Consider the following 13,304-nt stretch of genomic DNA (forward strand, 5'->3'; position numbering starts at 1 on the left):
TTGCGACCACCTTGGGACCCTGTGGGAGCGGGCTTGCTCGCGAAAGCGGTAGTGCAGTCACCCGCGCTGCTGGTCCTATAACAAACTGATCGGGTAGCTGATGAAAATGCGGTTCTCATCGAACTCGTTGGTGCTGAAGTCCCGACGTAGTGACGAGTTACGCCATTTCACGTTGAGGTTCTTCAGCGCGCCGCTCTGCACGGTATAGGCCAGCTCACTTTCCCGACCCCATTCCTTGCCATCGTCCACCGTGGCGGTGTGCACGTTGTCGCCACTGATGTAGCGGTTCATCAGGGTCAGGCCCGGCACGCCGACGGCGGCGAAGTTGAAGTCGTGGCGCACCTGCCAGGACTTTTCCTTGGCGTTGTCGTAGCTGGAGTTGTAGCTGTCGTTGGCCAGGGTGCCGCCGCTGGTGCCGTTGACGCGCATCCAGGCATCGTCGCCACCGACTTTCTGCAGGCCGACGTAGAAGGTGTTGCCACCGTATTTGGCCGAGAGCATGGCGAAGGCGGTTTTGTTGTCCAGGTCGCCGGCCAGCGCGCTGCCGTTTTCCTTGCCGATGAAGTAGCCAAGGTTGGCGCCCAGGGTCCAGTCGCCCATGGGCTGGCTGTGGGTCAGATTGAAATATTGCTGTTGATAGATGTCGGACAGTTCCGCGTACCAGACGCCGACCTGGGTGCGTTTCTCGTTGAAGGCGTATTCGCCGCCGCCGAAGTTGAAGCGGTCGGAGGTGGCGGCCGGACGGCCGTTCATGAACATGTCTTCCATGCTCGCGTCGTTGCGCGGGCTGTTGCCGCGGAACTGACCGCCATACAGACTCAGGCCGCTGATTTCGGTGGAGGTGATCTGGCCGCCGCGGAAGGTCTGCGGCAGGGAGCGCCCATCGTCGGAACGCAGGATAGGCAGCACCGGCATCCACTCGCCGACCTTCAGTTCGGTCTTCGACACCTTGGCCTTCAGGGCGACGCCCAGGCGACCGAAGTCATCGGCCGGGCGGCCGTCATCGTGCACTGGCAGCAACTGAGTGCCGGCCGTGCCTTTACCACCGTCGAGCTTGACCGAGTACAGGCCCAGCACGTCCACCCCGAATCCTACCGTGCCCTGGGTGAAGCCGGACTTGGCGTCGAGGATGAAACTCTGGGTCCATTCCTCGGCCTTGCCCTGGGCATTGTTCGGGTTGGTGAAGTTGCGGTTGAAGTACGCGTTGCGCAAGTTCAGCGTGGCTTTTGCATCCTCGACAAAACCCGACTCCGCGGCCAGGACGGGCAGGGCGGAGCCGGCCAGGGTGACGGCAATGAGACTGGGAAATAAGTGCTGTGTAGGTTTCATGGACGTTTCTCTAATTGTTGTAGGCGAAGCAAGTCGTTGCCGCGACCTCAGGTCGCAGACAGAACGGTGGATAACAGAGGCGCTGATCGAGAATCAGCCGGGCGCGGCGGGGCGTAGGGGCATGGCGTCGAACCTGTTGTTATTGGTTTTGTGCGAGGGATGGTGAAGGGCGGCCTGGGATCGGTTCAATTGCCGTTTGCGGGTTTTGGGCGATTATCGAACGGCAAAAATAATTGATGGATGCCGTGTCCCTGTGGAAGCAAGCTCCCACACAACTCTGTAGTAACCCAAACAAAAAGCCCACCTTTCGGTGGGCTTCGTGTTTTCAGAACATCGAATCAGAATAATTTCATCTTCGGCGCTTCTTCTTTCACCGGCTCGTTCTTACCCGTCTCGGCATTCCAGCCACCACCCAGTGCCTTGTACAGATTGACCTCACTGGTCAACTGCGCAAGGCGGTCGGTGATCAGCGATTGCTGGGCGCTGAACAGCTGGCGCTGGGCGTCGAGGAAGGTCAGGTTGCTGTCGACACCGATTCGGTAGCGACGCTCGGCCAGGCGGTAGTAGTCCTGGTTGGAGGCAACGTAAGCCGTCTGGGCCTGCAACTGTTCGTTATAGGTCCGACGTGCGGCCAGGCCGTCGGAGACTTCCTGGAACGCCGTTTGAATGGCCTTCTCGTAGTTGGCAACGTTGATGTCTTTCTGGATCTTGGCGTAGTCCAGACTCGCCCGCAGACTGCCGGCGTTGAAGATCGGCAGGTTGATCTGCGGTGCGAAGGTCCAGGTGCCCGAGCCGCCCTTGAACAGGCCGGACAGGTCCGGGCTCAGCGTGCCGGCGTTGGCCGTCAGGCTGATACTCGGGAAGAACGCAGCCCGCGCGGCGCCGATGTTGGCGTTGGCGGCCAGCAGGTTGCGTTCGGCCTGGAGAATATCGGGACGACGTTGCAGCAGGTCCGACGGCAACCCGGCCGGTACTTCGCTGAGCAGATCATCGCTGAGCGGTTGCGTGTTCAGGTTCGCCGGCAGGCCGGTGCCCAGCAGCAGGGTCAAGCTGTTTTCGTCCTGGGCCACCTGGCGCGTATAGCGGGCCAGTTGAACGCGGGCGTTTTCCACCGCCGTGCGGGCCTGGCTCAGGTCGAGTGCCGAGGCAACGCCGACATCGGCGCTGCGGGTGGTCAGCTTGAGGCTTTGCTCGTAGGTCGCCAGGGTTTCCTGGGTCAACTTGAGCAGTTCCTTGTCGGCCTGCCAGGTCAAGTAGGCGTTGGCAACACTCGCCACCAGGCTGATCTGGGTGCTGCGCCGTGCTTCTTCGGTGGCGAAGTAGCTTTGCAGCGCTTGTTCGCTCAGGCTGCGGACCCGACCGAATAGGTCCAGCTCATAGGCGCTGATGCCCAGGGTGGCCGAGTAGGAACTGCTGATAGCCGCTTCGCCGGTCTGCGAGGCACGGGCCGGCAAGCGTTGGCGGCTGCCGGCACCGGTGGCCGAGACCGCCGGGAACAGGTCCGCCCGCTGGATGCGGTATTGAGCGGCGTAGGCGTCGATGTTCAGCGCCGCGACCCGCAGGTCGCGGTTGTTTTCCAGGGCCACCTGGATCAACTGCTGCAGCGCCGGATCATGGAAGAACTGTTTCCAACCTTGTTCCGCGGCAGCCTGGTTGGCCGCTTTGGCTGGCTCGTAGGCCGGCCCTTGCGGGTACTGCGCCGCGACCGGTGCTTCGGGCCGCTGATAATCGGGGATCAGCGAGCAACCGCTGAGCACGACGGCGGCGATGGTCAGGGAAAGTAGCGACTTGCTCATTGGCCAGCCTCTTTGGAAGTTTCAGGAGTGTCGTTGTGGTCGGCATTTTTGCGACGGCCTATCGACGACACGGACACGAAGAACAAGGGTACCCAGAAGATCGCCAGCACGGTGGCGGTGATCATACCGCCGATCACACCCGTACCGATGGCATGCTGGCTGCCCGAGCCGGCACCGGTGGAAATCGCCAACGGAACCACGCCGAGCACGAACGCCAGGGACGTCATGATGATGGGCCGCAGACGCATCCTGCAAGCTTCGATGGCTGCGTCCATGAGGCTGCGCCCCTGTTCGTGAAGTTCCTTGGCGAATTCCACGATGAGGATGGCGTTTTTCGCCGCCAGGCCAATGGTTGTCAGCAGGCCGACCTGGAAATACACGTCGTTGGACAAACCACGCAGGCTGGTCGCCAACAGAGCACCGATGATCCCCAGCGGCACTACCAGCATGACCGCGATCGGAATCGACCAGCTTTCATACAGCGCCGCCAGGCACAGGAACACCATCAGCAGCGACAACGCATACAGCGCGGGAGCCTGGGAGCCCGACAGACGTTCCTCGTAAGACAGCCCGGTCCAGGAAATACCGACACCGGCCGGCAGCTTCTTGGCGATGGCTTCGACTTCGGCCATGGCTTCACCGGTGGAGTAGCCCGGTGCCGGAGTACCGAGGATTTCCATCGCTTCCACACCGTTGTAGCGGGCCAGCTTCGGCGAGCCGTAGATCCATTCACCCTTGGCGAATGCACTGAACGGCACCATGGTTCCGGCGCTGTTGCGTACGTACCATTTCTGCAGGTCTTCGGGGCTCATGCGAGCGTTCGGCTGGCCCTGCACGTACACCTTCTTCACTCGACCGCGGTCGATGAAGTCGTTGACGTAGCTACTGCCCAGGGCAATCGACAGGGTGCTATTGATGTCCGAAATGGTCACGCCCAGGGCGCTGGCTTTTTCGTCATCGATTTCCAGTTGATATTGCGGCTCGTCGTTCAGACCGTTCGGACGAACCTGAGCCAGCACCTTGCTCTGGGCCGCCATGCCCAGGAACTGATTGCGTGCTTCCATCAACTTGTTGTGGCCGATGCCGGCGCGGTCCTGCAGGAACACGTCGAAACCGGTGGCGTTACCCAGCTCCATCACCGCCGGCGGGGCGAAGGCGAACACCATCGCGTCGCGGAAGGTGAAGAAGTGCTGCTGTGCACGGGCCGAGATCTTGAACACGGTGTTGTCGGCGTTCCGCTCCTCCCACGGCTTGAGCATGATGAACGCCATGCCCGAGCTCTGGCCACGGCCGGCGAAGTTGAAGCCGGTCACGGTGAACACCGAGGCCACGCCATCGCCTTCGCCGCCGTCCTTGCCCGGACGCAGCAGGAACTCACGCATCTTGTCCACCACCACCTGGGTGCGCTCGGCACTGGAGCCCGCCGGGGTTTGTACCTGGGCAAACAGCACGCCCTGGTCTTCTTCCGGCAGGAACGCCGTCGGGATGCGAGTGAACAGCCAGACCATGCCGACCACGATGATGATATAGGCCAGCAGGTAGGGTGCCTTGTGCCGGAGTATGTTACCCACGCCGCGTTCGTAGCTTCTGACGCCACGGTCGAAGGTGCGGTTGAACCAGCCGAAGAAGCCGCGTTTCGGCGTGCCATGTTCCCCTTTCGGAATCGCCTTGAGCATGGTGGCGCACAAGGCTGGAGTGAAGATCAGCGCTACCAGCACCGACAGGGCCATGGCCGAGACGATGGTGATGGAGAACTGTTTGTAGATCACCCCGGTGGAGCCGCCGAAGAACGCCATCGGCAACAGCACCGCCGAGAGCACCAGGGCAATACCCACCAGGGCACCCTGGATCTGGCCCATGGATTTCTTGGTGGCTTCCTTGGGTGACAGGCCTTCTTCGCTCATCACCCGCTCGACGTTTTCCACCACGACGATGGCGTCGTCCACCAGCAAGCCGATGGCGAGTACCATGCCGAACATGGTCAAGGTGTTGATGCTGAAACCGAATGCCGCAAGGATCCCGAAGGTGCCCAGCAATACCACCGGCACGGTCATCGTGGTGATGATGGTAGCGCGGAAGTTCTGCAGGAACAGGAACATCACCAGGAACACCAGCACGACCGCTTCGACCAGGGTTTCCACCACACCCTTGATCGATTCGCTCACCACCGGTGTGGTGTCATAGGGGAACACCACTTCCATGCCTGGCGGGAAGAACGGCTTGAGGTCGTCGACCGTCTTGCGCAGGGCCTTGGCCGTGTCGAGGGCATTGGCACCGGTGGCCAGTCGCACCGCCAGACCCGAGGCCGGAGCACCGTTGAACTGGGCGTTGATGCTGTAGTTCTCGCCACCCAGGGCTACGTCGGCGACGTCACCGACGCGCACCTGCGAGCCATCCGGGTTGACCTTGAGCAGGATCGCCTTGAACTGCTCGGCGGTCTGCAGGCGGGTCTTGCCGATGATGGTGGCGTTCAACTGCTGGCCCGGCACGGCGGGCAGGCCGCCGAGCTGGCCGGACGAGACCTGGACGTTCTGCGCGGAGATGGCGGCGCTCACGTCAGCCGGTGTCAGGCTGTAGTTGTTCAGCTTGGCCGGGTCGAGCCAGATCCGCATCGCATACTGGGCGCCGAAGACCTGGAAGTCACCGACACCAGAGGTGCGCGAGATCGGGTCCTGCATGTTCGACACGATGTAGTTGGAAAGGTCTTCCCGGGTCATGGTGCCGTCGCGCGACACCACGCCGATCACCATCAGGAAGTTCCTCACCGACTTGGTCACGCGGATACCTTGTTGCTGCACCTCTTGCGGCAGCAGCGGGGTCGCCAGGTTCAGCTTGTTCTGAACCTGGACCTGCGCGGTGTCGGAGTTGGTGCCCTGCTCGAAGGTCGCGGTAATGGTCATGCTGCCGTCGGAGTTACTTTCCGAGGAGACGTAGCGCAGGTTGTCGATACCGTTGAGCTGCTGTTCGATGACCTGCACCACCGTGTCCTGCACGGTCTGTGCGGACGCGCCCGGGTAGGTCACCTGGATCGCAATGGCCGGTGGCGCGATGCTCGGGTACTGGTTGATCGGCAACTTGAGGATCGATAGAGCCCCGACCAGCATGATCACCAGGGCGATCACCCAGGCGAAGATCGGACGGTCGATAAAGAATTTCGACATGGTTTACTCCCCTTTGCCGCCGGCTGCTTTATCAGCTGCCTGGGCGGGGGCCGGGTTCTTGGTGCCCACATTGGTGGCTTCGGTGGCCTTGACTTCCACCCCAGGCCGTACGTACTGCAACCCTTCGGTAATCACGCGATCGCCGGCCTTGAGCCCGTCTTCGATCAGCCATTGGTTGCCGACGGTGCGGCTGGCCTTGAGCTGGCGCAGTTCGACCTTGTTGTCCGCACCCACCACCAGTGCGGTCGGCATGCCCTTGAGGTCGCGGGTCACGCCTTGCTGTGGCGCGAGGATGGCCGCGCTGTTTACGCCCGCCTGCAATTGCGCGTGAACGAACATGCCCGGCAGCAGGGTGTGGTCCGGATTGGGGAACACGGCGCGCAAGGTGACGGAACCGGTGGTCTGGTCGACCGAAACCTCCGAGAACTCCAGCTTGCCCTCATGGGCGTACTGGCTGCCGTCTTCCAGGATCAGTTTGACCATGGCCGCATTGTCGCCGGCCTTCTGCAACCGGCCACTTTCCAGCTCGCGGCGCAGTTGCAGCAGTTCGACCGAGCTCTGGGTTACGTCGACATAGATCGGGTCCAGTTGCTGGATGGTTGCCATCGCTTCTGTCTGGCCGTTGCTGACCAGTGCGCCCTCGGTCACCGTGGAGCGGCCGATGCGGCCGGAAATCGGCGCATAGACCTTGGTGTAGCGCACGTTGATCTGGGCGGTTTGCAGGTTGGCTTCCGACTCGAGGCGGTTGGCCACTGCGGTGTCGTATTCCTGGCGGCTGACGGCTTGCTCATCCACCAATTGCTTGTAGCGATCGGCAATCGACTTGGTGGAGCGCAGGTTGGCCTCGGCGCTCTTGAGGGTGGCTTCGTACACGGCCGGGTCGATCTGGTACAGCTGCTGACCGGCCTTGACGTCGGCGCCTTCCTTGAACAGGCGCTTGAGGATGATGCCGTTGACCTGCGGGCGAACCTCCGCGACGCGGAATGCGCTGGTACGTCCCGGAAGTTCGGACGTCAGGGTAAAGGGCTGGGTCTTGAGAGTGACGACGCCGACCTGAGGAGGTGGTGCGGCAGGGGCCGCTTCTTCCTTTTTGCATCCGCTGAGCAGCGATGCCAGGGCGATGGCGGTAACCAGAGCGGTAACAGCTGGCTTGAATTGCATGGAAATCCTCGGGTCAGGCGCGCAACAGCGCACTCGAAAGGTGGAAGGTTAAAAAGGAGCATTATTCAATTAGTAGGTTGCTAAGAAATATACTTACGTACACGGTTGTTTGTAAACAGCCAAATTGCGTACCATCCGGTATTACAAAAGCCTGACAAAGGCCTTACAGACCGAAGGCGCACCGATGGGCGGTCGCGTCCCTTTCGCTCAGCTGACCTTTACATATTGCTGACGCATCCTGATTCGAGGTGTTTACTGCCATGGTCCGCCGTACCAAAGAGGAAGCCCTGGAGACTCGCAGCCAGATACTCGAAGCCGCCGAAAAGGCCTTTTTCGAGCGGGGCGTGGCGCGCACGACGCTGGCTGACATCGCGACGCTGGCCGGTGTGACGCGCGGGGCTATCTATTGGCATTTCAGCAACAAGGCGGATCTGCTCCAGGCCATGCTCGATACCCTGCACGAGCCGCTGGACGACTTGGCCCGGGCCAGTGAGAGCGAAGAGGAGCTTGATCCATTGGGCTGTACCCGCAAGCTGCTGGTGCAACTGTTCCACCAGGTTGCCGAGGATCCCAAGACGCGACGCATTAATGAGATTTTGTTCCATAAGTGTGAATTCACCGATGAAATGTGCGACCTTCGTCAACAGCGGCGCCAGGTCAGCCTCGATTGCAATGTGCGAATCGCCCTGTCATTGCGCAATGCGATGAATCGCGGCCAATTACCCGATGACCTGGATCCTGAAAGGGCGGCGGTGGCTATTCATGCCTACATCGACGGCATTCTGTACCAGTGGCTATTGGCTCCTGACAGCTTCGCTCTGGCCGAGGAGGCTGAGCGCTGGGTCGATATCGGGCTGGACATGCTGCGCCTGAGCCCAAGCCTGCGCAAATGAAACAAAATGCTTAATTGCATCGTTTTATGTCAACGTTTATCGGTGGGACCTGAGCCGTGCTTGATTCTGAAGGCTACGTTATAGATCAACCGTAGCCAGGTTTACAGCGACAGCGCGCAAGGCGCTGCCGGATGGGGAATTATGCGGAGGGTGGCTATTCGACGATCAGTCGAACGGTGTAGTTGAATGGCGGTTCAAGCATTTTCTGAGCGATTTCCGATCGGCAGGTGTAATTGCCATTACCGGTATAAGCCGTTTCGCTTTTCCTGTCCGGTCTGTAGCTGGACTCCAGAACGCCAAAGCCGATGGGCGCTTCAAATCGGGTTTTCATCTGACAGCCAAAGTTAATGTTGCTCAGTTGATAGGAAACCACTAGTTCGATGGGCTGGATCTTTCTCAATGATGGTTGCCAGCCAGCGGCGGGGTAAGTGAATTTTCGATTGTGGACGAATTGAAAGTCACGGGTGGTTTTGGCGGGAACGTCATAAAGATCGAGTGTTACATCCGGGTGCACTGGCAACTCGCTTAAAATATTTATCATCTCCAGGGTGTCGGAGGTGTTGTTCACGACCTCCACTGTGATGCGGGTGCTGGCCATGCTGTTGGCAACCATGGCGGGGCCCAGGAGCAGGGCGAGGATGAAACTTTTCAGAATGTTCATAGTGCGTTGTCTCTTGTGAATGCAGGGCTCGCTGGCGCCTGCACGAGTTTATGCATATTTAATAATTAATGAGGGTGTTCGGGTGAGCGCTATATCTGCAGGTAAATAGTTTGATGTTCGATAGTTAAAATCCATTTAATGGTCGGGCTTTTATTATTAGCGCTGCCGGATAATTGAATCCAGAGGGGCGTGGAGTTGTGTTGTTATTTGATATTTCGAGGTCGGCTGGTTGTTCTTTAAGTTGGCCGGCATAAAAAAGCCCCGGCTCTTTCGAGGCGGGGCTTTGGATAAAGAAATTTACGGATTTACATGACGGGATAATCGATATAACCCACCGGACCTTTTCCGTAGAACGTTTCCGGCCGAGGCTCGTTCAAGGGGGCGTCGGCTTTCAAGCGGGCCGGCAGGTCCGGGTTGGCAATGAACGGAACCCCGAAGGCAACGGCGTCTGCCTTGCCTTGCGCCAGCCAGGCATTGGCGCTGTCCTTGGTGAAGCGTTCGTTGGCGATGTACGGGCCGCCGAAAGCTTGCTTGAGCTGCGGGCCGATGCTGTCGTCGCCTTCTTTTTCGCGGGAGCAGATGAACGCGATGCCGCGTTTGCCCAGTTCGCGGGCTACGTAGCTGAAGGTTTCCAGACGGTTTTCGTCGCCCATGTCATGGGAGTCGGCACGTGGCGCGAGGTGCACGCCGACACGGCCGGCACCCCAGACTTCGATGGCGGCGTCGGTCACTTCCAGCAGCAGGCGGGCACGGTTTTCCAGGGAACCCCCATAATTGTCGGTGCGCTGGTTGGTGCTGCTTTGCAGGAATTGATCCAGCAGGTAGCCGTTGGCGCCGTGGATCTCCACACCGTCGAAACCGGCGGCCTTGGCATTTTCGGCGCCGACGCGGTAGGCATCGACGATGTCGGCGATTTCAGCGGTTTCCAGGGCACGTGGCGTCGGATAGTCGGCCAGCGGACGCACCAGGCTGACGTGGCCCTTGGGCTGGATGGCGCTTGGCGCCACCGGGGTTTCACCGTTCAGGTACGACGGATGGGAAATGCGGCCTACGTGCCACAGCTGCAGGAAGATCTTGCCGCCGGCGCCGTGGATCGCCTTGGTCACGTTGGCCCAGCCGCGTACCTGGTCGTTGGACCAGATGCCGGGAGTATCCGGGTAGCCCACGCCCATTGGCGTGACGGAGGTCGCTTCGCTGAGGATCAGGCCGGCGGAGGCGCGTTGCACGTAATACTCGGCCATCAGCGCGTTGGGCACGCGGCCTGCGTCGGCGCGGCAGCGGGTGAGCGGGGCCATGATGATGCGGTTTTTCAGTTCGATATCGCCGAGTTTGATCGGATCGAAAATAGTCGCCATGAATTACAACCTCGTCTGTGTAGGGTAAGAATCAGTGAGTAGCGGGTGCCTGGCCGGCGTCGCCGCCCAGGGGAACGGCAGCAGGCCCGGGATGAGAAGTGAGAGGGGCATGGCGGGGCCTTTGGGTCAGAGCTCTTGGCTCATTTGCTTGAGGAACTGCTGGATCACTTCCTCGTTGCGTTTGAAGAAGTGCCATTGACCGACCTTCTGGCTAGTAATCAGCCCCGCCCGTTGCAACACCGCCAGATGAGCCGACACGGTGGACTGCGACAGGCCGCAGCGTTGGTCGATCTGTCCGGCGCAGATGCCGAATTCATGGTTATGCAACTGTTCGGGGAACTGGACCTTGGGGTCTTTGAGCCAGTTGAGGATGTCTCGCCGTACTGGGTGTGCCAGGGCTTTTATTATTTCGTCGAGGTCGAGGGTCATGTGGGCAGCTCGTGGGTAAAACGCTATATCGCGATGAGGCGAACCATAAATCGTTACTTCGCGATATACCAATATGTATTTGATCTGAGCACCCAACGAATCGCTATATCGGGTTATAACGATACGAGGCTGGCAATGCTAAGCTGGCGCTCATGAACTATCTCGCGCACCTGCACCTCGGCGGCACCGGCCGGGAAGAACTGCTCGGCAGCCTCTACGGCGATTTCGTCAAGGGGCCGCTGCAAGGGTTGTATGACCCACGGATCGAAGCGGCGATTGCCTTGCATCGGCGCATCGACCTGTACACCGACCGCCACCCTCTGGTGGACATTGCCCTGTCGCGGTTTTCCACGGTACGGCGACGCTATGCGGGCATCGTGCTCGATGTTTTCTTCGATCATTGCCTGGCGCGGGATTGGGTGCTGTACGGCGAAGGGCTGCTGCCGGACTTCACGTCCCGGGTGTACCGGGTACTCGCTGCCGAACCGCAGCTGCCGGGGCGTCTGGCGCAAATAGCGCCTTATATGGCGGCGGATGACTGGCTGGGTTCTTATCAGGATTTCGACGTGCTCGGGCAGGTATTGCGGGGAATCTCCCGGCGCTTGTCTCGCCCTGAAGAGCTGGCCGGGGCGATGGAGGAATTGACCCGGCTCTATGAACCGTTGAGCGATGATTTCCAGCTGTTTTATCCACAGCTCCAGGATTTCGCCCGAACCCCTCCAACACTGCCGAACTGAAATTGTGGGAGCGGGCTTGCTCGCGAAAGCGATGGTTCAGCCAACATCAATGCTGAACTTAAAGCCATCTTCGCGCGCAAGCCCGCTCCCACAGGGACTCCATCCCATGTATATCCGTGTCAAGCCGCGATGGCGGGGCGCATCGGAGCCTGTTGTTTTTCCGGGATCTCGCCAAATAACGCCCTATGCACCGCCTGCTGCGCCTGGAACGCCAGGGCCGCACGTTCCTGGCCCTGGCAGGCGATGGGTTGCAGCAGGTAGATGTGCACGTCACCCCGGTCGTTGGCGAACAGGCGCATCAGGTGCGACAGCAAGTCGTCATCACCAATGAACGGTGCCAGGGAATCCGGTTCGCCGTTGCGCAGGTAACGGATCGCCACAGGTTGCAATGCGACATCGGCGTCTATGGCTGCCGACAACAGGCGACCATGAAAGGTACGCAACGAGCGACCATCGGTGGTAGTGCCTTCCGGGAACATCAACAACGGGTGGGTCTGTTCCAGATGGCGGGTCATCTGCTTGCGGATCAACTGGCTGTCGCCCGAGCCGCGGCGGATGAACAGACTGCCGGCTTTTGCCGCCAGCCAGCCGGCCACGGGCCAGGTGCGCACTTCGGCTTTGGACAGGAACGACAGCGGGGTGAGCATGCCCAACAGCGGGATGTCGGTCCAGGACACATGATTGCTGACCCACAACATCGGCTGTTGCGGCAACTGCCCGTGGACAGTCACGGAAAAGGGCAGGGCATGGCTCAGCCGTGCCATGAAAAAGCGTGACCAGCGCTGACGGCGCGCCATGGAGTGGGCGAGCCCCAGGCGTTCGAACAGACCGAATACGCTGGCCATGGCCAGGCCCAGCGTGACCACCAGCAGCACCCGCGCGATGCGCGCGTACACCCTGAGCCGGCTCATCAAACCGCCGCCTTGAAGTGGCGGGCGTAGCGTGGGCAGAGGTTATCGCGCTTGAGCAGGATAAACACGTCGGCGACCTGGAATTCCTCATCCCAGCACGGCTCGCCGCAAATCTTCGCGCCCAGGCGCATGTAGGCCTTGAGCAGCGGTGGCATTTCGGCAATCACGTTGGACGGTACGTCCAGGGTTGGCAGGGGTTTCTTCGGTACGGCCTGAAGGTGTTCGTTGCACAAGTAACGCTCGCGCAGGCGCTGCATGATCGCCTGGGCCTGGACGCCGCCGTCCTGCATCGGAATGCTCGCGCAGCCCATCAGGTAGCTGTAGCCGCCCTCGTTCAGTACCTCGGCCAGTTCGCCCCACAACACGGCGATGGTGCCGCCGTTGCGGTAGGCCGGGTCGACACAGGTGCGGCCGATCTCAAGGATCGGCCCCTGGAGATGGACCAGGCCATGGAGGTTGAATTCCTCTTCGCTGTAGAAGCGACCCAGGCTGCTGGCGGCCTGGTGGTCGAGCAAGCGAGTGGTCGCCACGAGGCGGCCGCTGTTCAGGTCGCGTACGCCGATGTGGGCGCAGTGAACATCGTAGTCATCCATGTCCAGACCCATTTCCGCGCCCTTGAGCCTGGCATTGAATTCGCCGCTGAAGACCCTGAAGCGCAGGGCCTGGGCTTCCTGCAATGCCTGTGCGCCAATCAGGCGTTCGGCTTGCAGACGGCGTTCATTGCCGGTGTCGCTGATGCGGGCGATCTGAGTCATAGCGAATCTCCGTGCGGGCTGTTCAGTTGCAGCCAGTCGACTTTCTTTATGCAGCCATGTTGTGCAAAGTCAGGCTAAGTAGCCCCGGTGTCATCGCCATGAAGCTTTGGTGATGC

11 protein-coding genes are annotated in these 13,304 nt (G+C 60.5%); 2 read left to right on the forward strand and 9 right to left on the reverse strand.

Going from position 1 to position 13,304, the window contains the following annotated elements; all coding sequences use genetic code 11:
• Positions 1-75: 75 nt before the first annotated feature.
• The 4 genes from AD666_RS00255 to AD666_RS00270 form a co-directional block, all read right to left on the reverse strand.
• A complete protein-coding gene (locus AD666_RS00255) occupies positions 76-1,329 on the reverse strand; it encodes an OprD family porin (protein WP_053146331.1) in 1,254 nt (417 codons plus the stop codon).
• A 338-nt stretch (positions 1,330-1,667) separates the two neighbouring features.
• Positions 1,668-3,125 (reverse strand): AdeC/AdeK/OprM family multidrug efflux complex outer membrane factor, encoded by a 1,458-nt coding sequence (gene adeC, locus AD666_RS00260; RefSeq protein WP_053146335.1) that lies wholly within the window; start codon positions 3,123-3,125, stop codon positions 1,668-1,670.
• A complete protein-coding gene (gene emhB, locus AD666_RS00265) occupies positions 3,122-6,286 on the reverse strand; it encodes an efflux RND transporter permease subunit EmhB (RefSeq protein WP_053146338.1) in 3,165 nt (1,054 codons plus the stop codon). Before emhB ends, adeC begins: the two co-directional genes overlap by 4 nt.
• A 3-nt stretch (positions 6,287-6,289) precedes the next feature.
• Positions 6,290-7,447: an efflux RND transporter periplasmic adaptor subunit gene (locus AD666_RS00270; protein ID WP_053146341.1), complete on the reverse strand. Its 1,158-nt coding sequence runs from the start codon at positions 7,445-7,447 to the stop codon at positions 6,290-6,292.
• Positions 7,448-7,707: 260 nt separating this feature from the next.
• Between AD666_RS00270 and AD666_RS00275 the strand changes: the two genes are divergently transcribed.
• A complete protein-coding gene (locus AD666_RS00275) occupies positions 7,708-8,340 on the forward strand; it encodes a TetR family transcriptional regulator (protein ID WP_053146344.1) in 633 nt (210 codons plus the stop codon).
• Between the two features lie 154 nt (positions 8,341-8,494).
• On the opposite strand, the gene AD666_RS00280 is transcribed toward AD666_RS00275, so the two are convergent.
• From AD666_RS00280 to AD666_RS00290, 3 genes are all read right to left on the reverse strand, one after another.
• The gene (locus AD666_RS00280) at positions 8,495-9,001 is read right to left on the reverse strand and encodes a hypothetical protein (protein WP_053146348.1); all 507 of its coding nucleotides are present in this window, start codon (positions 8,999-9,001) and stop codon (positions 8,495-8,497) included.
• 305 nt (positions 9,002-9,306) lie between these two features.
• Positions 9,307-10,356 carry an alkene reductase gene (locus AD666_RS00285; protein ID WP_053146351.1) on the reverse strand — a complete coding sequence of 350 codons (1,050 nt, stop codon included), beginning with the start codon at positions 10,354-10,356 and terminating at the stop codon, positions 9,307-9,309.
• Positions 10,357-10,482: 126 nt separating this feature from the next.
• Entirely contained in the window at positions 10,483-10,785 is a 303-nt protein-coding gene (locus tag AD666_RS00290; RefSeq protein ID WP_003198672.1) for a helix-turn-helix transcriptional regulator, read from the reverse strand.
• A 152-nt stretch (positions 10,786-10,937) separates the two neighbouring features.
• Here AD666_RS00290 and AD666_RS00295 point away from each other — a divergent pair, with 152 nt between their 5' ends.
• Entirely contained in the window at positions 10,938-11,522 is a 585-nt protein-coding gene (locus AD666_RS00295) for an ACP phosphodiesterase (protein ID WP_053146354.1), read from the forward strand.
• 119 nt (positions 11,523-11,641) lie between these two features.
• On the opposite strand, the gene AD666_RS00300 is transcribed toward AD666_RS00295, so the two are convergent.
• Together AD666_RS00300 and olsB are read right to left on the reverse strand one after the other, a co-directional pair.
• Positions 11,642-12,433 carry a lysophospholipid acyltransferase family protein gene (locus AD666_RS00300; RefSeq protein ID WP_053146356.1) on the reverse strand — a complete coding sequence of 264 codons (792 nt, stop codon included), beginning with the start codon at positions 12,431-12,433 and terminating at the stop codon, positions 11,642-11,644.
• Entirely contained in the window at positions 12,433-13,188 is a 756-nt protein-coding gene (gene olsB / locus AD666_RS00305) for an L-ornithine N(alpha)-acyltransferase (protein WP_053146359.1), read from the reverse strand. The genes AD666_RS00300 and olsB overlap by 1 nt, the downstream gene beginning before the upstream one ends.
• Positions 13,189-13,304 lie beyond the last annotated feature (116 nt).

Source organism: Pseudomonas sp. Pf153 (assembly GCF_001269775.1).
In the GTDB taxonomy this organism is placed as follows: Bacteria; Pseudomonadota; Gammaproteobacteria; order Pseudomonadales; family Pseudomonadaceae; genus Aquipseudomonas; species Aquipseudomonas uvaldensis.